At 64.6% G+C, this 18,723-nt stretch carries 23 protein-coding genes and 1 other RNA gene; 14 read left to right on the forward strand and 10 right to left on the reverse strand.

Annotation, left to right across the window (positions count from 1 at the left end; genetic code table 11):
* Window positions 1–60: 60 nt before the first annotated feature.
* Together DW352_RS21100 and DW352_RS21105 are read right to left on the reverse strand one after the other, a co-directional pair.
* Window positions 61–561 carry an A24 family peptidase gene (locus DW352_RS21100; protein ID WP_115693176.1) on the reverse strand — a complete coding sequence of 167 codons (501 nt, stop codon included), beginning with the start codon at window positions 559–561 and terminating at the stop codon, window positions 61–63.
* Window positions 562–666: 105 nt separating this feature from the next.
* The gene (locus DW352_RS21105) at window positions 667–831 is read right to left on the reverse strand and encodes a Flp family type IVb pilin (protein WP_115693177.1); all 165 of its coding nucleotides are present in this window, start codon (window positions 829–831) and stop codon (window positions 667–669) included.
* Between the two features lie 379 nt (window positions 832–1,210).
* On the opposite strand from DW352_RS21105, the gene DW352_RS21110 reads away from it, so the two are divergent.
* From DW352_RS21110 to DW352_RS21120, 3 genes are all read left to right on the forward strand, one after another.
* Window positions 1,211–1,681, forward strand: coding sequence for a pilus assembly protein N-terminal domain-containing protein (locus tag DW352_RS21110; protein ID WP_115693178.1), 471 nt, complete (start codon window positions 1,211–1,213; stop codon window positions 1,679–1,681).
* Between the two features lie 124 nt (window positions 1,682–1,805).
* Window positions 1,806–2,390: a TadE/TadG family type IV pilus assembly protein gene (locus DW352_RS21115; RefSeq protein ID WP_115693179.1), complete on the forward strand. Its 585-nt coding sequence runs from the start codon at window positions 1,806–1,808 to the stop codon at window positions 2,388–2,390.
* Window positions 2,390–2,929 carry a TadE/TadG family type IV pilus assembly protein gene (locus DW352_RS21120; protein WP_210209871.1) on the forward strand — a complete coding sequence of 180 codons (540 nt, stop codon included), beginning with the start codon at window positions 2,390–2,392 and terminating at the stop codon, window positions 2,927–2,929. Before DW352_RS21115 ends, DW352_RS21120 begins: the two co-directional genes overlap by 1 nt.
* On the opposite strand, the gene DW352_RS21125 is transcribed toward DW352_RS21120, so the two are convergent.
* Window positions 2,930–3,397, reverse strand: coding sequence for an Lrp/AsnC family transcriptional regulator (locus DW352_RS21125; RefSeq protein ID WP_115693181.1), 468 nt, complete (start codon window positions 3,395–3,397; stop codon window positions 2,930–2,932).
* A 162-nt stretch (window positions 3,398–3,559) separates the two neighbouring features.
* Here DW352_RS21125 and DW352_RS21130 point away from each other — a divergent pair, with 162 nt between their 5' ends.
* From DW352_RS21130 to DW352_RS27105, 3 genes are all read left to right on the forward strand, one after another.
* Window positions 3,560–4,534 carry a sulfurtransferase gene (locus DW352_RS21130; RefSeq protein WP_115693182.1) on the forward strand — a complete coding sequence of 325 codons (975 nt, stop codon included), beginning with the start codon at window positions 3,560–3,562 and terminating at the stop codon, window positions 4,532–4,534.
* Between the two features lie 160 nt (window positions 4,535–4,694).
* On the forward strand, window positions 4,695–5,843 hold the full coding sequence (locus tag DW352_RS21135; protein WP_115693183.1) for a YeeE/YedE family protein: 1,149 nt from the start codon (window positions 4,695–4,697) through the stop codon (window positions 5,841–5,843).
* Window positions 5,844–5,905: 62 nt separating this feature from the next.
* Window positions 5,906–6,058: a hypothetical protein gene (locus tag DW352_RS27105; RefSeq protein WP_170153529.1), complete on the forward strand. Its 153-nt coding sequence runs from the start codon at window positions 5,906–5,908 to the stop codon at window positions 6,056–6,058.
* A 52-nt stretch (window positions 6,059–6,110) separates the two neighbouring features.
* Here the strand turns inward: DW352_RS27105 and DW352_RS21140 are convergent, their stop codons facing one another.
* The 3 genes from DW352_RS21140 to DW352_RS21150 are packed head-to-tail and all read right to left on the reverse strand — an operon-like array spanning window position 6,111 to window position 8,457.
* Window positions 6,111–6,968 carry a PfkB family carbohydrate kinase gene (locus DW352_RS21140; RefSeq protein WP_115693184.1) on the reverse strand — a complete coding sequence of 286 codons (858 nt, stop codon included), beginning with the start codon at window positions 6,966–6,968 and terminating at the stop codon, window positions 6,111–6,113.
* Window positions 6,969–7,026: 58 nt separating this feature from the next.
* The gene (nudC, locus tag DW352_RS21145) at window positions 7,027–7,977 is read right to left on the reverse strand and encodes an NAD(+) diphosphatase (protein WP_115693185.1); all 951 of its coding nucleotides are present in this window, start codon (window positions 7,975–7,977) and stop codon (window positions 7,027–7,029) included.
* Window positions 7,978–8,037: 60 nt separating this feature from the next.
* On the reverse strand, window positions 8,038–8,457 hold the full coding sequence (locus tag DW352_RS21150; protein WP_115693186.1) for an HIT domain-containing protein: 420 nt from the start codon (window positions 8,455–8,457) through the stop codon (window positions 8,038–8,040).
* A 235-nt stretch (window positions 8,458–8,692) separates the two neighbouring features.
* Here DW352_RS21150 and ffs point away from each other — a divergent pair.
* The 4 genes from ffs (at window position 8,693) to recR (ending at window position 11,785) form a co-directional block, all read left to right on the forward strand.
* Window positions 8,693–8,787, forward strand: an RNA gene (gene ffs / locus DW352_RS21155) — signal recognition particle sRNA small type.
* 87 nt (window positions 8,788–8,874) lie between these two features.
* On the forward strand, window positions 8,875–10,659 hold the full coding sequence (locus DW352_RS21160; RefSeq protein ID WP_115693187.1) for a DNA polymerase III subunit gamma/tau: 1,785 nt from the start codon (window positions 8,875–8,877) through the stop codon (window positions 10,657–10,659).
* A 3-nt stretch (window positions 10,660–10,662) separates the two neighbouring features.
* Window positions 10,663–10,986, forward strand: coding sequence for a YbaB/EbfC family nucleoid-associated protein (locus DW352_RS21165; RefSeq protein WP_115693188.1), 324 nt, complete (start codon window positions 10,663–10,665; stop codon window positions 10,984–10,986).
* Between the two features lie 193 nt (window positions 10,987–11,179).
* Entirely contained in the window at window positions 11,180–11,785 is a 606-nt protein-coding gene (gene recR, locus DW352_RS21170) for a recombination mediator RecR (protein WP_115693189.1), read from the forward strand.
* A 163-nt stretch (window positions 11,786–11,948) separates the two neighbouring features.
* On the opposite strand, the gene DW352_RS21175 is transcribed toward recR, so the two are convergent.
* From DW352_RS21175 to DW352_RS21185, 3 genes are all read right to left on the reverse strand, one after another.
* Window positions 11,949–12,254: a hypothetical protein gene (locus DW352_RS21175; RefSeq protein WP_162827101.1), complete on the reverse strand. Its 306-nt coding sequence runs from the start codon at window positions 12,252–12,254 to the stop codon at window positions 11,949–11,951.
* Between the two features lie 99 nt (window positions 12,255–12,353).
* The gene (locus tag DW352_RS21180) at window positions 12,354–13,718 is read right to left on the reverse strand and encodes an AmpG family muropeptide MFS transporter (RefSeq protein ID WP_115693191.1); all 1,365 of its coding nucleotides are present in this window, start codon (window positions 13,716–13,718) and stop codon (window positions 12,354–12,356) included.
* Between the two features lie 181 nt (window positions 13,719–13,899).
* On the reverse strand, window positions 13,900–15,021 hold the full coding sequence (locus DW352_RS21185) for a DNA recombination protein RmuC (RefSeq protein ID WP_115693192.1): 1,122 nt from the start codon (window positions 15,019–15,021) through the stop codon (window positions 13,900–13,902).
* A gap of 137 nt (window positions 15,022–15,158) precedes the next feature.
* Between DW352_RS21185 and DW352_RS21190 the strand changes: the two genes are divergently transcribed.
* A complete protein-coding gene (locus DW352_RS21190; protein WP_115693193.1) occupies window positions 15,159–15,719 on the forward strand; it encodes a peptide deformylase in 561 nt (186 codons plus the stop codon).
* Between the two features lie 185 nt (window positions 15,720–15,904).
* Window positions 15,905–16,825, forward strand: coding sequence for a methionyl-tRNA formyltransferase (fmt, locus tag DW352_RS21195; RefSeq protein WP_115693194.1), 921 nt, complete (start codon window positions 15,905–15,907; stop codon window positions 16,823–16,825).
* Between the two features lie 3 nt (window positions 16,826–16,828).
* Here the strand turns inward: fmt and DW352_RS21200 are convergent, their stop codons facing one another.
* A complete protein-coding gene (locus DW352_RS21200; RefSeq protein WP_115693195.1) occupies window positions 16,829–17,341 on the reverse strand; it encodes a pyridoxamine 5'-phosphate oxidase family protein in 513 nt (170 codons plus the stop codon).
* Between the two features lie 70 nt (window positions 17,342–17,411).
* On the opposite strand from DW352_RS21200, the gene truA reads away from it, so the two are divergent.
* Together truA and DW352_RS21210 are read left to right on the forward strand one after the other, a co-directional pair.
* Window positions 17,412–18,152, forward strand: coding sequence for a tRNA pseudouridine(38-40) synthase TruA (gene truA / locus DW352_RS21205; RefSeq protein WP_115693196.1), 741 nt, complete (start codon window positions 17,412–17,414; stop codon window positions 18,150–18,152).
* Between the two features lie 63 nt (window positions 18,153–18,215).
* A complete protein-coding gene (locus DW352_RS21210) occupies window positions 18,216–18,641 on the forward strand; it encodes an OsmC family protein (RefSeq protein ID WP_115694538.1) in 426 nt (141 codons plus the stop codon).
* Window positions 18,642–18,723: the final 82 nt, after the last annotated feature.

Genomic DNA, 18,723 nt, shown 5'->3' on the forward strand with positions numbered 1-18,723 from the left:
TATGGTTAAGGAGCCGTATCCAAATCGAGTTAATGCAATCTTGCCGCGGCTCGCATCGGCTCAGATCGCGCCCGGCATCCATGTCGCCGGATAGATCGCCAGCGCCGAAGCGGCGAGGGCAATACCGTAAGGGATGCCGCCCTCGGTTTCATGCAGGCGCTGAATCCAGGCTTGTCGCGCAAGCACCGCAGGCAAAGGCAACTTGCGGAACTGCAGGATCAGCAACGTCAGCGCGCCGCCAAACACCGACGCGTAAAGCAGGTAAGGCAACAAATGGTCGAAGCCGAACCACAATGCAGTCGCGGCCGCGAGTTTGGCGTCGCCGCCACCGATCCAGCCTTGCGTGAAGAAGCCGAACGAAACCACGAGCACGACCGCGGCGGCGGCCAGATGCATGCCGACAACGGCGAGCGGCATGCCGGTCGTCACCGCGACAATGAAGAAAGCCGCGGCGAGCGCCAGCGACAGCCGGTTCGAGATGGTCATGGTCAGCAGGTCGCTCGAGGCGGCGAACGCCATCAGGGCGGGGAAAACCAGCAGCCTGATCGCGTCGGTGACCATGGATGAAATACCCTTTGAGCGATGCCTCAGCGCCCGCGTGCGCCGGCTTTACTTTTCGTAAACCGTGCCGGCCCAGTTGCTCCGGCCGGCACTTCTCCGCCTGAACTATTGCAGACCCGTCGAGACTGTGCCGAACTTGCTGTTGAGCGCGGAACCGATGCCGCTGACCACGGCGATGATGGCGACGGAAATGCCGGCGGCGATCAGCCCGTACTCGATCGCAGTCGCACCCGATTGTTCTTTGAGGAAGCGCGCAAGCATGCTCTTCATCGGTGACCCTTTACTCAACGCAACACGGCCCGTTTGACGTGACGGATTTGCGCCGTCTTGGTGAGACCGTAGCGCCGGTGGCTTGCGCGGTAGTTAATTTGATTGAAGAATTATGGGGTCAAATTTCGCCATTTTTACGTATCGGTGGATTGTTGCTGAGGCCGGCCGCTCTTGAATACTATGGTTAAGAGAGCGTTGTGCCGAACCAATACTGCCGTGCAGACACGCGAACTGTGTGACGCTTCTTTGAATGGAAGAACGTGACGCGGCGTCTCTAGCCGTATCCCTTTGCACTTCATTCACCTATTTCGAGTCAAGTTTAAGGAACCCGGGATGTCCGCCGGGCTTTGTGTTGCGTGCGTTGCGTGGAGAGTAAGCGATGTCGGCCGGTGTTTGGCGCCGCGGAGGTCTTGTTGTCGCATTGCTGGTTGTCGCGGTCGCGGCACTGCCGGTGCGGGCCGACACGGTCAGCGTCAATGTCGACCAAGCGCGCGTCATGCGCCTGCCCGAAAAGGTCGCGACTGTCGTCATCGGTAACCCGCTGATCGCGGACGCCACGTTGCAGAGCGGTGGCATCGTGGTGCTGACCGGCAAGGGCTACGGCGAGACCAACATGCTGGCCCTCGATCGGGGCGGCAAGATCATCATGGACAAGACCATCCAGGTGATCGGGCCAGGCAGCAGCGATTTGGTGGTCGTCTACAAGGGCGTCGATCGCGAGTCCTATAGCTGTGCGCCGGAGTGCGAACGCCGCATTACGCTCGGTGACTCGAACACGTACTTCACCCAGACCTTGTCGCAGACCGGCGCCCGCAATGGCCAGGCGCAGGGTTCGACGGCGCCGAAGTAAGCCGGCGCCGCAGGGTTAATACGCTGTTAAGATCGATGCGGCGGCGTCGGAACAGGCCGCAACACTTCGACAACTTGAACTTGATAAGAAAGCACTCGTTTGGGAACGGGTGATGAGTTCACGCATGTCGGAAAGGGCGCGCACGAGATTGGCCATTCGGCTGGCCCGGCTGCTGCCGGAGCGGCTGGCGCGCCGGTTCGTGCGCGATCAGAAAGGCGCGACGGCCGTCGAGTTTGCGCTGGTTGCGCTGCCGTTCTTCGCGCTGCTGTTTGCCATCCTCGAAACCGCGCTCGTTTTCTTCGCGGGGCAGACGCTCGAGACCGCGGCGGCGGAAGCCTCGCGCCTGATCATGACCGGGCAGGCGCAGACCGCGAGCTACAGCCAGCAGGATTTCAAGAAGGCGGTGTGCGACCGCATCTACGGTTTGTTCGACTGCGCCAACGGCGTCTATGTCGACGTCAAACAGTATTCCAGCTTCGGCGCCGTCAACAACACGGCGCCCGTCGCGAACGGCAATTTCGACACCACCAAGATGACCTACGTGCCCGGCGGTCCCGGCTGCATCGAAGTGGTCACGCTCTACTATCAGTGGCCGATCTACGTCTCGCTGCTCGGCAACAACCTTTCGAATCTGAACGGCAACTACCGCCTGCTCGTCGCGACCTCCGTGTTCCGCAATGAGCCTTACGCGACGTCCGGGGGATGCTGATGAGCGCGCGGATGAAGTTCTTTCGTCTCGGCCGCGACAACCGCGGCGTATCGGCCGTCGAGTTCGCCCTGATCGCGCCGGTGATGATCGGCCTTTACTTCGGCAGCGTCGAGATTTCGGACGGCGTTGCCGCCGACCGCAAGGTGAGCCTGATCGCGGCGGCGCTCGCGAACTTGTCGGCGCAGGTGTCGACCATCAGCTCGAGCGACATGACTAATATATTGGATGCGTCGTCGGCGATCATCTCGCCCTATTCGGCGGGCAATCTGCGTATGACGCTGTCTTGCATCAAGATCGACGCGAACAAGAACGCGACGGTGAAGTGGAGCACGACCCGCGGCGGCACGGCCCTGAGCGGGACGCCGACGCTGCCGTCGGCGCTGCAAGTCGCCAATACGCAGCTTCTGTTCGCACAGGTCAGCTACGCGTACACGCCGGCGGTCGGTTACACGATCACCGGCACGCTCACGCTGTCGGATCAGATGTATATGGCGCCGCGTATCACCGCGCCGACATTCAACGGCACCACCTGCACCTGATCACGCCCCGACGTTGACGCCGAGCGGCAGCGCCGTGGTCGACTTGATGCGCTCCATCGCAAAGCGTGACGTGACGTTCTTGAGCGGCACGGTGGCGATCAGCTTTTTGTAGAAGGTGTCGTAGCTCTGCATGTCGGCAACGACGACACGCAGCATGTAGTCGACGTCGCCCGCCATGCGGTAAAATTCCATCACCTCCGGCATGGCGCTGGCTACTTCGGCGAAGCGTTTCAGCCAGTCCTGCGAATGGTCGCCGGTCTCGACCGAGACGAACACGGTGATGCCGAGGCCGACCTTGTCCGGGTCAATGATCGCAACCCGGCGTGTGATGACGCCGTCGGCCTCCAGCCGTTGTAGCCGCTTCCAGCATGGCGTCGACGACAGGCCCACCCGCTGGCCAATTTCGGCGACGGAGAGCGAAGCATCCTGCTGCACGACGGCCAGAATCTTGCGGTCGATGGCATCCATTCTCTCGTTCCTTCGGGCTCGAGAACATTCGCACTGTATTTCCCCGCATCTATGAAATAACTTTCTTATTTGCAGGATGATACTGTCTTTATATAGAAGAATATTCTAGTTCAAGGCCAAAGTTTCCGCCGTTCGTGGCACAACCGCACTGGAATTCGGTCAATGCAAGAAAGATTCGTCTCCCGCCTGGCTGCTGTCGCCGCCGCGCTGATGGCCCTCGTCTTTGTGTCGGTCGCGGCGCGCGCCGCCGACGCACAACCCCTCGTCACCCCCGCTTGGCTGAATGAACATCTCAAGGACAGCGACCTCGTGGTCCTCGACATCCGCTCCGACCGTAACGGTGGCGGGCAGAAGGCCTATGCCGAGGCGCACATTCCAGGCAGCGTCTTCAGCGACTATGACAAGGCCGGCTGGCGTGTGACCCGTAACAACGTACCGTTCATGGTCCCGTCGGCCGCTGACTTGGAGAAGCTGATCGGCAGCCTCGGCATCGACCAGGACTCGCATGTGGTGGTCGTATCGACGGGCGAGAACGTGACCGATTTCGGCGCGTCGGCCCGTATCTATTGGACGCTGAAGTACGCGGGGGTGAAGAAGCTCTCGATCCTCGACGGCGGCATCGCGGCCTGGAAGCAGGCGGGTCTGCCGTTCGAGAGCGGCGAGAAGGCGCCGTCGCCGAAAACGTTTACCGCGTCGGTCGACAACAGCATTCTGGCCCTGGCGTCTGATGTCGAGAAGATCAATGGCAGCGGTGGCGCGGCGCTGGTCGATGCGCGTCCGGCCTCATTCTTCCTTGGCAAGGAGAAGGCTCCGGCTTCGCAGGCCTACGGCCACATCCCCGGCGCGCTTAACGTCGACAGCGCATCGTTCTTCGATGCCAAGACCAGCCGTCTGAAGTCGAAGGCCGAACTCGAGCAGGCCGCCGACACGGTGCCGGCCGGTCCGACCGTGAGCTATTGCAACACCGGCCACTGGGCGGCGACCGACTGGTTCGTGTTGCACGAAGTCTTGGGCCGCCAGGAAGCGCGTCTCTACGCCGGCTCGATGGTCGAATGGACGAGCAGCGCGAGCCGTCCGATTGCGTCCTCGCGCACCAAGTGGGATGACATCAAGAAATCGCTCGGCATGGGCTTGTAGGCTCATCCCGTCATCTTGAGGTGCTCGGCCGAAGGCCGAGCCTCGAAGGATGACGAATGCAAAGGTGGGGGCCGTGCATCCTTCGAGGCTCGCTCGCGAAGGGCTCGCGCGCGCCTCAGGATGACGGCGATAGGTTCGACGACGTATTGAGGTTCACTGAATGACGACCGCTACACTTTCAGCACCCGCGGCGCGCGCGGGGGCCAGCATTGACGTTCTGTTTCTCGGCCTCGCGATTCTCGCGACCGCGGCGATCACCGCGCTGGTGCTGCTCGACGGCCAGATGGCGTCGGCCGCGCTGGTGATCGGCGGTTTCGGCCTCGGCATTGCGTTCTGGAAGGCCGAATTCAGCTACACCGCTTCGTTCCGCCGTTTCCTCAACAGCGGCGAAGCCGGCGGTCTGATCGGCGGCCTCATCGTCATCGCGGTTGCCGCATTGGCGGTCGTGCCGGTCGCGGCACTCTATCCGAACTACGGCGGCGCCATTGCGCCGCTCGGCCCCTCGCTCATCATCGGCGCCTTCGTGTTCGGCATCGGTATGCAGCTCGGCAATGGCTGTGGCTCCGGCACGCTCTACACGGTCGGCGGCGGCTCCGGGCGCATGTTGGTGACGCTGGCCTTCTTCATCGCCGGCAGCGTCTTCGGCAGTCTGTCTTTGCCGCCGTTCCTCGCGATGGGGGGCATCGATCCGGTGCTCGCCTCCGATTATCTCGGCCCGTGGGGCGGCCTCGTCGCGACGCTGGTCAGCATTGCGATCGGCATCGCGATCTTCATCACCATTGCCCGCAAGCGCGGCGCCAATTGGAAGCCATCCCGCAGCTACATCGTCGGCGGCCTCGCCATCGGCCTGCTGTGCGTGTTCGTGTTTGCCGCCGGCGGCCATCCCTGGAGCGTGACGTTCGGCTACACCGTGTGGGGCGCCAAGATCGCGACCGCATTGGGATTCGATCTGTCGAACGCGGCGTTCTGGCAATGGCCGGGCCCGAAGCAGGCGCTTACCAATTCGGTGCTGTCCGACACCTCGAGCCTTACCGACTTCGGCGTGATCTTCGGCGCCATGGCTGCGGCCGCTGCGACGAAGCCGTTCGCGTCGGCATCCTGGCCGCCGGTTAAGTCGCTGCTGGCGGGCGCGGTCGGCGGCTTGCTGATGGGCTGGGGGGCGCGTCTCGGCTTCGGCTGCAACATCGGCGCCTTTGTCGGCGGCATCGCCTCCGGCTCCGTGCACGGCTGGGTCTGGTTCCTGGCGTGTCTGCCGGGCTGCTGGATCGGCATTCGCCTGCGGCCGCTGTTCGGCATGTCGAAGGACTAGCCCATGATCCCGAAAAGTGGGTACCGGTTTTCGGATAAGATCATGGGGCAAGGATAAACGCGATGCGCAAGACCTATATTGTCGTCACCGTGCTCGCGCTGATCGTCATCGTCGGCCAGCATCTCACCAGCCCGTCCAGTGGACGCGCGGTGTCGCCGGAGGATTTTGCCGGCGCCTGCGCACCGTGCGGCGCGCCTTGTCCGTCGAAGAAGTAAGCCTGCCGCGGACGCGGCGCAGCACGTGGCGCTGCGCGCGCGGGACAAAAGGTCACGCGCGCTCCTTCAAGAACGCTTCGACCTCGGCCCGCGTCGCCGCGCCCATCAAGCCACCGAAGCGGGTGCATTTGATCGCGGCGGCGGCGGCGCCGAAGCGCATCGCCTCGACGACGTCGCCGGTTTCGACCAGGCGCAGCGTGAAGGCGCCGTGAAACGTATCGCCGGCACCCAAGGTGTCGACCGACTTCACCTTGAATGCGTCCATGTGCCGGACCTCGCCCTTGTCGAGCCAATAGACGCCGTCGGGACCGACGGTGACGGCAAGGAAACCCTTATAGGTCTGGCCGAGCTTCTTCAGCGCGGCGCCGAAGTCCTGTTCGCCGGTGGTGCCGCGCATCGCCTCGGCCGACGACACGACATGCGTCGAACCGTTGAGCAGCGGATCGTCGATCGAGGCCGGCCGGTCGAGATCGAGCACGCGGGGAATGCCGCGCTTGGTCGCGGCTTCGACGATCGGCATCATGAAATTGGGATAGCGGTTGTCGAGTAGCACGGCGTCGACGCTATCGACCGTCTTCTCGGCGTCGACGGGCGCCGCGCTGAGAATGCCTTCGCCGCGCCGCGTGGCAATCATCTTCTCGCCGGTGGCGTCGAGCATGATGAGCGACACCGAGGACATCGCGCCGTCGATACGCCGCGCATGCGTGCAATCGACATGCTCGGCATTGAGCTTTTCGATGATCCAGTTGGCGATGGCGTCGTCGTTGCCGCCGAGCGCGCCGGCGTAGCGTGCATCGCCGCCGAGCCGCGCGATCGCGACCGAAGCGTTGCCGGCCTGACCGCCAATGGTGACGACGAAATCGGTCGCCTGCACCTTGCTGCCGGCCGCGGGGAAGGCCTCGACCTTCATGACGTTGTCCTGCGTCGCGCCACCGGCGCACAGGATCCTGGCGTGTCTTCTGGGGGGCTCAGTCAAAGCCGATCTCGTCCTCCACCCAAGCGCGCACGATGTGGTGCGCGATCGCCACCGGCGGCGGCGTGGTCAAGCCTTGAGGGTGCTGGCCCAAGAGCATCGCCGCCACCTCGTCCTTGCTAAACCATCGCGCGTCTTCCAGTTCCGTGCGATCGACCACAATGTCGCGCGTCACCGCTTCGGCATGGCAGCCGATCATCAGCGAGGACGGGAAGGGCCAGGGCTGCGAGGCGATGTATGCGACGCGGCCGCAGACGATGCCGGCCTCCTCGAGCGTTTCGCGCCGCACGGCGTCCTCGATCGACTCGCCCGGCTCGATGAAGCCCGCGAGGCACGACCACATGGTCGGGGCGAAGCGGGGCGACCGGCCGAGCAGGCAATTATCGCCGTCGACCGTCAACATGATGACCACCGGATCGGTGCGCGGGAAGTGCTGCATGTGGCAATTGGGGCAATCGCGCCGCCAACCTGCCTCGACGACCTGCGTCGGTGCGCCGCAATTCGAACAGAAGCGGCGGCGCGCATGCCAGTGCAGGATCGCCTTCGCCTCGGCAATCGGAGGCAGGTGCTCCGCGTCGGTGAGCCCCTGTACGGCGATCGAGCGCAGGTCGATGACCAGGAGGTCGTCGCGCTCCTTCAGCGTGTCGACGGTCTGCGACGGCAGGCCGATGCCGAAGCGCGGCGCGCCGTCGAGCAACCCCAGAAACACCGTTTCCAGCGCGGGGCCGACCGCACGTGCTTCCGTGGCGCTGAACAGCGCCTCGTTAAGGGGCGAGCCCTTCTTCAGCACGATCGACTCGCCACCCATGACATAGAAGCCGGCGCGAGAGTCGGCGGCAAGCGATCCGATCGCCGCGTCGTCGTGCCGAAGCTCGGCGGCACGAGCGAGCTGGCTGGCGGTGTAGCCGAGGCGCGATTTGGGACCGAGATCGTGGCGGGGTGGCATTGCGCTGGAAATTCGCACGGGGACTCAACGAAGGCAATGTGGGCCGTGCTCACGGCATTGTCAGGGGCTGAGCGGTAAGACGTTGCGCAGGTCTGCAATGAGCCGATCGCGTATGTCCGGCGCATAGGCGGTGGCCGGCACCGCGCCCCAGACGGGCTTCGGCCAGGCCGGGTCATTCCTGCGCCGCGCGACGACATGGATGTGCAACTGCGACACGACATTGCCGATGGCGGCGATGTTGAGCTTGTCGCAGCGGGTGACGCTCTTGAGGGCGCTCGCGGCGTGTCTGATTTCGCCGAGGAGGCGTTCCTGCTCCGCCTCCGGCAGGTCGAAGATTTCGGTGAGGCCGGGCCGCTTCGGCACCAGGATAAGCCACGGGTAATTGGCGTCGTTCGCCAGCAGCACGCGTGACAACGGCAAGTCGCCGACCGGCGTGGTGTCGGCGGCCAGTTGCGGGTGGAGGGAGAAGAGGGGCGTCATAGGGAGAAGGTGCGGGTTATCTGTTGAAGAGCTGCCAAAAATACGGCGGCATGCCCGGGTTTGACCCGGGCATGCACGATGAAGCGCAGCAAAGAAAGCCGATGTAAGGGCCGTTGCTTGGTGAGGCATCATGGATTGCCGGGTCAAGCCCGGCAATGACAGCGGGGCGGGGCGCCTCCCCGCTAACCTGTCCTCTCGCTTGCTTTCTCCGCCTCAAGGCCCGATATAGGGCGCGGGAGGTTGGCGGTGGACGAGCCACTCGCCAACCGGGTCAGGTCCGGAAGGAAGCAGCCCTAACGAGCCCGGTTCGGGTCGTTGTCAGCCTCCCACCCATTTTCCACGATTTGTTGGGCGTGACGCCTCCCGCCGCGCGGCGGCGGGTGGCCCCCGCGGCTTATTCTTGCGAGAATAGACTGTATGAGCGAGCCCGCGACCCCGGCCGGTCCTGGTTCCGCCCCGGCCGAGCCGGCGGGCGGCTATCGCGTTCTCGCGCGCAAATACCGGCCGGCGAGTTTCGACGATCTGATCGGCCAGGAGCCGATGGTGCGCACGGTCTCGAATGCGTTCGAGACCGGCCGCATTCCGCAGGCCTGGATCCTCACCGGCGTGCGCGGTGTCGGCAAGACCACCACCGCGCGCATCCTGGCGCGTGCGCTCAATTACGAATTGCCGGACGGCTCGATCACCGGCCCGACCATTCACATGCCCACCATGGGCGTGCACTGCCAGGCGATCATCGAAAGCCGGCACATCGACGTCCTGGAGATGGACGCCGCCTCGCACAACTCGGTCGACGATGTGCGGCAGATCAACGACGCGGTGCGCTACGCCCCGGTGTCGGCCCGCTACAAGGTCTACATCCTCGACGAAGTTCATATGCTCTCCGGCGCGGCGTTCAACGCGCTCCTGAAGACGCTGGAAGAGCCGCCGCCGCACGCCAAGTTCATCTTCGCCACCACCGAAATCCGCAAAGTGCCGGTGACGGTGCTGTCGCGCTGTCAGCGCTTCGATCTGCGCCGTGTCGAAGGCGCGGTCCTGGTCAAGCATCTCGCCGGCATCGCCGCCAAGGAAGGCGTCGAGATCGAGGAGGCGGCGCTGGCGCTGGTCGCGCGGGCGGCTGAGGGTTCGGTGCGCGACAGCCTGTCGCTGCTCGATCAGGCGATCGCGCATGCAGCGGGCGCGGTGCGCGCCGAAGACGTGCGGCAGATGCTTGGCCTCGCCGATCGCGTGCGCGTGGTCGATCTGTTCGAGCATCTGATGAAGGGTGATATTGCCGCCGCGCTCACCGAGTTGCGCGCGCAATACGACATCGGCGCCGATCCGGCCGTGGTGTTGTCCGACCTTGCCGAGTTCACGCATTTCGTCACGCGCGTGAAGGTGGTGCCGTCCGTTGCCGACGATGTGTCGCTGTCGGAAGCCGAGCGTACGCGCGGCCGCGATTTCGCGAGCAAGCTGTCGATGCGCGTGCTGTCGCGCACGTGGCAGATGTTGCTCAAGGGCGTATCCGAAGTGCAGGCCTCCGGCCGGCCGGTGGCCGCCGCCGAGATGGTGCTGGTGCGCATCGCTTACGCCGCCGATCTGCCGACGCCGGACGAAGTCATCCGGTCGCTCAATGGCGAAAGCGCGCTGCCGGCGCCGCGGCCGTCCGGCAACGGTGGCGGCGGGGGCGGCGCCGGCGTTTCCGCATCGCAGGGCTTCGCACCCCGCGCCGTCGCGCGCGGCTCGGCCGCCGTTTCGCCGCGCTCGGCCGAAGACCCGGTGGCCCACGAGCAGGCGCCGCCGACGGTTGCGCTCACCACCTTCGAGCAGCTTGTGGCTTTCGTTGCCGAGAAACGCGACATCGCGACGCGCATGACGTTGGAGCGCGATGTGCGCCTCGTGCGTTACGAGGACGGCCAGCTCGAGATCGCGCTCGAAGCATCGGCGCCCCGCACCTTCGTGCACGAATTCCAGCGCAAGCTGACCACCTGGACCGGCAAGCGCTGGATCGTGGTGGTGTCGAAGGAGCAGGGCGCGCAGACGTTGCGCGAGAAGCAGGAAGAGCAGCGCGCCGAGGTCGAACGCGGCGTGCAGGCCGATCCGTTGGTGCAGGCGGTGTTGTCGCGCTTTCCCGGCGCAAAGATCGTCGGCGTGACCCAGGCCGCACCCGAAGCGGTCGACGTCCCGCCGGAACCCGAATTGAACGAAGACGACGAGGACTAACCCATGGTCGATTTCCTCGGGCTGATGAAAAAAGCAGGCGAACTGCAATCCAAGATGCAGGCGTTGCAGGCCGAGCTCGATTCCGTCCAGGTCGAAGGCACCGCCGGCGGCGGCATGGTGAGCGTGACGCTCACCGCCAAGGGTGACCTCAAGGGCATCAAGATCGACGATTCGCTGATGCAGGCCTCCGAGAAGGAAGTGTTGGAGGACTTGCTCATCGCCGCGCATGCCGACGCCCGCCGCAAAGCGGAAGAGGTGATGCAGGACAAGATGAAGGGATTGACCGGCGGCCTGCCGCTGCCGCCGGGGCTCAATCCGTTTGGGTAATCGCATTTGATTTGTGAGCGCGTGCCAATGCGTTGGCTTCGCGGTTCTAGCGTTCCCTCCCCCCTTGCGGGGGAGGGACAGGGAGGGGGGTGGCTGCAATGTGCGCCACTCACGTCTACCCCCCTCCCCAACCCTCCCCCGCAAGGGGGGAGGGAGCATGCTGCGGCAAGTGGCGAGGGACGTACGTAAGTTCATGGCCACTGCCGTTGCCGGACCTGAGATCGAGCGCCTGATTCAGCTGCTGGCGCGCCTGCCGGGCTTAGGTCCCCGGTCGGCGCGGCGCGCGGCGCTGCATCTCATCAAGAAGCGCGAAGCGCTGATGGCGCCGCTGACGGCGGCGCTTCAGACGGCCATGGACAAGGTGCAGGTCTGTAAGACCTGCGGGAATCTCGACACCCAGAACCCGTGCACGGTGTGCACCGACGTGCGGCGCGATCCGTCCATGATCGTCGTGGTCGCCGACGTCGCCGATCTGTGGGCGCTCGAGCGCGCGCATGCGGTCAACTCGCGTTATCACGTGCTCGGGGGCACCTTGTCGCCGCTCGACGGTGTCGGCCCGCAGGACCTGACCATCGACGCGCTGATCTCACGCGTGCATGACGAGCCGATCAAGGAAGTGATCCTGGCGCTCAACGCCACCGTCGACGGCCAGACCACCGCGCACTACATCACCGAGCTCCTGCAGGACGCCGATGTCAAGGTGACGCGGCTTGCGCACGGCGTGCCTGTCGGCGGCGAACTCGACTATCTCGACGAAGGCACGCTCGCCGCCGCTATCAAGCAGCGTACGCTGTTCTAAAGCGGTTTCTGGTCAGGTTGAAACACTCTCCGTTCATTCCCGCGAAAGCGGGAATCCAACGCGGCGTTTGAATATCAGTGCTTCTGGCCCTTGGCCCCGTTTTCGCGGGGGCGACCGGAATGTGAGTCGATTACAGCTCAACGAGATACGCTCCAACGGCGAACTAATCGTCGTCGTCGGGAACCGGAACCGCATAAACCGGCGCGACGATCGGCACCGCGCTGCCATCCGGTGCGATCGCGACGTGCGAGCAATCGCCCCAACGGTTCACGTGCGTCTCGCCGTCATCGGCGTCACGTGAATAGCGATAGTGACAGACGCCATCGTTGTATTCTGCGTTCGTCCAACTGTCGTGCGTTTCGCGGTTGAAATACGGGCTGTGCCAATCCGCCGACGCTGTCGACGCGTATAAGGCCGCGCCGTTTACCAGCACACACGCCATCAATCGAGTTGTGCGTTTCGCCTGCATGTGAGCCTCCGTCCCTGTCCGAGATCGAAGGGCCAACGCAGCGCCATGGGCATCGTTCCGATACGTGGAGGTTGCGCCCGTGCCGGAACTGCGGCGTTGCTATGATTTCTTTGGCGCCAATTTGGCGAAGTGGCCTTTCGTTTGCAGCCACCAGAGCAGCAACAGGCTGGGCAAGCCGGCCAGCGCGCAGATGACGAAGAACCACATCCAGCCGGTGGCATCGGCAACGTAGCCGGCGCCTGCCGACAGATATGTTCGGCCAACCGCGGCGAGCGCCGTGAGCAGCGCATATTGCGTCGCCGTGTGCAGCGGATTGCGGCACAAGGCCGAGAGATAAGCGACGAACATCACCGTGCCGATGGCGCTGGTGAAGTTCTCGACGGTGATGGCGACGGTGAGCCACATGAGATCGTGGCCCATCACGGCAAGCCACGAGAAGGCGAGATTCGCGACCGATTGGAGAATGCCGCCGATCCAAAGGCTGGCGGCGAGGGGCAAGGCTCTTGCGATGTAGCCGCCGGCAAAGCCGCCCGCGAGCAGCGCGATCAGGCCGACACCTTTGACGATGTTGGCGTACTCGGTGCGCGAGAAGCCGAGATCGACCGCGAACGGGCCGGTCATCACGCCGGCGAGCGCGTCAGTGAACTTGAACAGCACGACGAAGACGAGCACGACGATGGCGACGAGCACGCCATCATAGGTGAAGAAATCGACGAACGCGCCGGAGATGGTACGCTTGAGTCGTGCCACCGGTGTTTCACGCCCGTGAATCGCTTCGGCCTTTGCGGACTTCTCCGGCTCGGTGGCGACGAGCGTCGTCAACATGCCGACGAGAACCAAGGCGGCCATCGCCGCATAGCCCGCACTCCAGGCGCCGGATTTGGTGAAGCCAAGCGCTTCGAAGCCGCTGACGACGTAGAGCGCGCCCGCGCTCGAGGCGAGCATGCCGACACGATAGGCGGCGACATACGACGCCATGCCGGCAGCCTGTTCGTTCTCGTCGAGGCTCTCGATGCGGAAGGCGTCGATGACGATGTCCTGCGTCGCGGAGGCGGTGGCGACCATCAGCGCGCCGAGTGCCACGACGGCCGGCGCGGTGGCCGGATCGTTGGCGCCGAGAAACAGGATCGCCACCATCAGCAGGAGCTGCGTCAGCAACAGCCAGGCGCGCCGCCGGCCGAGCCATCGGGCGAGGATCGGCACGTCGAGCGCATCGACGATCGGCGCCCAGAGAAACTTGATGGTGTAGGGCGTGCCGACCAACGCGAAGAGGCCGATGGTCTTGAGATTGACCCCGACCTCCGCCGCCCAGAACAGCAAGGTCGAGCCGGACAGCGCCAGCGGCAGGCCGGCCGAGAAACCCAGGAACAGGACGATCAGGACGCGCGGCTTGAAGTAGACCGCGACGGTCTCGAGGAAGGTGGGGGTGGTGGCTGGCGCGGCCGTCTCGGGCGTGGCGGTCATGGCGAATCCCTCTCCACGTCATGCCCGGCCTTGTGCCGGGCATCCACGTCTTCTTTCCACCTATAAACAGGTCGTGGATAGCGCTTGCAACTCGGGCTCGCCCGAGTTGCATCACCTATTTGCTTCCCAAGTCGGGTAAACCCGACTTGGGGTGACAAGCCCGGCCCATGACGGGGTGTGCCTACTCCGCCGCCCCGAGCGAGCGGATCGGCGCCGGGATTACTTCCGCACCGCCGCTGTCACCGTCGAATTCCAGGTCCTCAATGCGGGCGGCGCGCTTCTCGATGCGTCCGGCGGAGGTGAGGATCGACTCCACGTCGGTCGTGGTCTGGCCAAGATGCGTCTGCAGCTTGCGCACGCGCTCGCCGAGCAGGCGCACGTCCTTCATCATGTGGCCGACCTCGTTGCGGATCTGGTCGGCGGCTTCGCGCATCTGCGCGTCCTTGCGCACCTGCTTGATGACCTGGATCGCCATCACCATCAGTGTCGGCGACACGATCATCACGCGGGCGCGCTGCGCGCGTTGCACCATGTCGTCGAAGCGCTCATGCAACTCGGCATAAACGGACTCCGACGGGATGAACATCAAGGCGATGTCCTGCGTCTCGCCGGGCAGCAGATATTTGCCGGCGATATCGGTGATGTGCTTGGCGATATCCTGGCGTACGCGCTGGATCGCCGCCTTGCGGTCATCCTCCGTCTGCGCGTCGCGGAACGCGGTCATCGCCTCGAGCGGGAATTTGGCGTCGATCACCAGCGGGCCGGAGTCGGGCATGAAAATCACGCAGTCCGGCCGCATGCGGTTCGACAGAGTGTACTGAAACTCGAACGCGCCTTTCGGCAGGATGTCGGCGACGATGGCTTCGAGCTGGGCTTGGCCGAACGCGCCGCGCGACTGCTTGTTCGACAGCACGTTCTGCAGCGACGTCACCTGCGTGGCGAGGTCGGTGATGTTCTTCTGCGCGTTGTCGATGACCGCGAGGCGCGCGTGCAGTTGCTGCAGGTGCTCGGCCGTGTGCTTGGTCGAGGTCTGCATCGACTCGCCGAGCCGCGCCGTGACGGCGTCGAGCCGCTCGTGCACCGTCTGTTGAAGCTGGCCTTGCGCCTTGGCGAGCAGTTCGCCCATGGCCTGCACCCGGGCATTGAGATCGGCCATGCGCTGCTCGGCGGCCGCGTCGGTCGCGGGCGGCCGCGGCCGCAGCAGGATGACGATGATGCCGATAATGCCGATCGTCGTGACAATGCCGAAAATCAGCGGCAGGGGCACCGGAAGAGCGAGGAGCTGCTGGAGCGTTTCAGGCATGGGTCCCTTGTACCCCGATTCGGTCGAATGGAACGAATGGGGAACATTAAAGTCTCGGATGGCCTCACTCAAGGCCCTGCAGCCGGTTCCATGCCGGTTCCATTGACCCTTTCGACTCAACCCCTTACATCGCGGCCATGGCAACGCGCGACATCGTCATCATCCCCGACAAGCGGCTTCGGCTCGTGTCCGAGCCGGTCAAAGCCATCGACACATCCGTGCGCACTTTGGTCGACGACATGTTCGAGACCATGTACGCCGCGCCGGGCATTGGCTTGGCCGCCATCCAGATCGGGGTACCGCAGCGCGTGGTCACCATGGACCTCGCCAAGAAGGACGATCCGCCGGCGCCGCAGGTCTTCATCAATCCGGTGATCACGTGGTCCTCGGAAGAGAAGTCGACCTACGACGAGGGCTGCCTGTCGATCCCCGAATATTATGAAGAGGTCGAGCGGCCGGCGAAGGTGAAGGTCAAGTATCTCGACCTCGAGGGTCAGGAGCACGAGATCGAGGCCGATGGACTGCTCGCGACCTGCCTGCAACACGAGATCGATCACATCAACGGCGTGCTGTTCATCGATCACATCTCCAAGCTTAAGCGCGACCGCGTGATCAAGAAGTTCAAGAAGGCCGCCAAGCTCGGCGAGACGTCGAAGCCGCATCCGAGCGACGACGTGCCGGAGCATCATATCGGCTAGCGACTGTCTCTCTCCGTCACCCTGAGGTGCCCGCCGAAGGCGGGCCTCGAAGGGCGACGGCCCTAGTTCCTCGGCCGTTCATCCTTCGAGGCTCGCGTGCTACGCACGCTCGCACCTCAGGATGACGGGGAGGGGTTGGAGCGCGCTTCGCCGATGTTATTCTGTCCATTCATTGGTCGTCCTGAATGCCTCTCCGTCTGATCTTCATGGGCACGCCCGATTTCGCCGTGCCGACCTTGATCGAGCTTGCCGCGCGCGGACATGAGATCGCCGCGGTCTATACGCGCGCGCCGAAGCCGGCGGGCCGCGGCATGGACATGCAGGTGACGCCGGTCGAGCGTGAGGCGCGTCGTCTCGGTCTGCCGGTGTTCACGCCGAAAACGTTGCGGATCGAAGAGGCGCAAGAGGCGTTCCGCGCGCATGATGCGGATGCGGCGGTGGTGGTCGCCTACGGCCTCATCCTGCCGAAGGCCGTCCTCGACGCGCCGAAGCTCGGTTGCTTCAACGTGCATGCCTCGCTGTTGCCGCGCTGGCGCGGCGCTGCGCCGATCAACCGTGCGGTGATGGCCGGCGATGCCGAGAGCGGCGTCACCATCATGCGGATGGACGAGGGCCTCGACACCGGCGCGATGGCGATGATCGATCGCTTGCCGATCGGCGCGGATATGACCGCCGGCGAGCTGCACGACGCGCTGGCGCCGCTCGGCGCCGACCTGATGACGCGTGCGCTGGGCGCCCTCGAGCGCGGCACGTTGACGCTGACGCCGCAGCCCGAGGCCGGCGTGACTTACGCCGAGAAGATCCGCAAGGACGAGACCCGCATCGATTGGACGCGGCCTTGGGCCGAAGTGCACAACCACATCCGTGGTCTGTCACCGTTCCCAGGCGCATGGTTCGAGTTCAATGGCGTGCGGGTGAAAGTGTTGCGCTCGACCCGGGGCGAGGGGACTGGTGCGCCGGGCACCGCGCTCGACGACCGTCTCGCCATTGCCTGCGGCGACGGCGCCGTGCGGCTCGTGCAGGTCCAGCGCGCCGGCAAACAGCCGATGAGCGCGGACGATTTCCTGCGCGGCACGAAAGTCGAGCGGGGGACCGCTCTTTCCTAAGTGTCAGGCCGCGTGAAAGCTGGCCCAATGGTGCTTACGCGCCTCGACGAATTCGGCGAGATCGGCGTCGGTGACCTTCACCAGGTCGGTGTGGCCGAAGCCTTTCGAATAGTCGAGGACCGACACAACCGCCGGCGTGAGGCGGATGGTCGGCACGGCGGCCGGGTCGGGGCGCGGCATCACCTTGTATTCGGGATAGCGCTTGAGCAGGATTTCGGCCACGTGGTCGCGCTCGCCCTGGTCGGTGACCTCGACGGCGTTGGCGGCAATCGATAAACCCTTGATCTGCAGCGGCTGCGGATAGTCGTTGGCGATGGCCAGCGACACCCGCGGGTCGCGCTTGATATTGGAGAATTTCTGGCTGTCGCTGGAAATGAGGCAGTAAACGATGAGCCCGTCATTGGCGTAGCCGACGACCGTCGCCTGCGGCCAGCCGTCGTGCCGGTTCGTCGCAATGGTCATGATGCGGTGTTGGTTGAGGAGATCGATGATCTGCCGTTTGAATGCGTCGCGCATGACGAAGCCCGCTTTCCTTACCGCCGACTATAGGAAGCCCGCCGGACGGCGGATTTGAGGTGAATCAATCGTGGCCCGCTACAAGTTGATCATCGAATATGATGGCGCGCCCTTCCGCGGTTGGCAGATCCAGGCCGACCAGGTGTCGGTGCAGGGCGCGCTGACGGCGGCGGTCGAGCGGCTCACCGGCGAGAAAGTGTTGGTGCAAGGCGCGGGCCGCACCGATGCCGGCGTGCATGCGCGCGGGCAGGTGGCGCATGTCGATCTGGCGCGCGAGTGGCCGACCGATACGGTGCGCGATGCACTCAATGCGCACCTGCGGCCAGATCCGGTGGCGGTGTTGTCGGCCGAACGTGTCGGTGACGATTTCAACGCGCGTATGTCGGCCGTGAAGCGGCACTATCTCTATCGCATCATCAATCGCCGCGCCGATCTCACGCTCGATGCCGGCCATGCCTGGCGGATTCCGCGCCCGCTCGATGTCGATGCCATGCACGAGGCGGCGCAGCGGCTGGTGGGCAAGCACGACTTCACGACCTTTCGCTCGACCGAATGCCAGGCCAAGTCGCCGGTGAAGACGCTCGACGAGCTTAATGTCGTGCGTGACGGCGAGCACGTGCACGTCATCACCTCGGCGCGCTCGTTCCTGCACAACCAGGTGCGCTCGATGGTCGGTTCGCTGGCGGCCGTCGGCGACGGCAAATGGACGGCTGATGATCTGTCCGCCGCGCTCGCCGCCCGTGATCGCACCGCCTGCGGCCAAGTGGCGCCGCCCGACGGCCTTTATCTGATGAGGGTCGACTATCCCTAGAGGTAGGCTGGCGACGGCCGCGTTGGGGCCTATATGCGCCTGGGGGGCAACCAGGAGCAGGCGATGAGCACTTACGGTACGGCGGTTTGGTCAGGCGGTCTCAAGGACGGCAAAGGCGCGATCTCAACCAAGAGCGGCGCGTTGAAGGATTACCCCTATGGCTTCGCCAGCCGCTTCGAGGGCAAACCCGGCACCAATCCCGAGGAACTGATCGGCGCCGCGCATGCCGGCTGCTTCACGATGGCGCTATCGCTGATCCTGAGCGAAGCGAAGCTGACCGCCGAGAAGATGGAAACGCAGGCCGACGTCACGCTGGCCAAACAGGACGACGGTTTCGCCATCACCGCGGTGCATTTGACGCTCAAGGCGAAGATTCCGGGCGTCGACGACAAGACGTTCCAGGAGCTCGCCGCCAAGGCCAAAGCCGGCTGCCCAGTGTCGAAGGTACTCAACGCCAAGATCACGCTGGATGCGAAGCTGGAGAGTTGAGGCACGCACTCCGTCATGCGCGGGCTTGACCCGCGCATCCATGATGAGCTTCCGCGCTGCAGGCCTCATTCGGTTGATGTTT

The organism is Pseudolabrys taiwanensis (assembly GCF_003367395.1).
GTDB lineage: Bacteria > Pseudomonadota > Alphaproteobacteria > Rhizobiales > Xanthobacteraceae > Pseudolabrys > Pseudolabrys taiwanensis.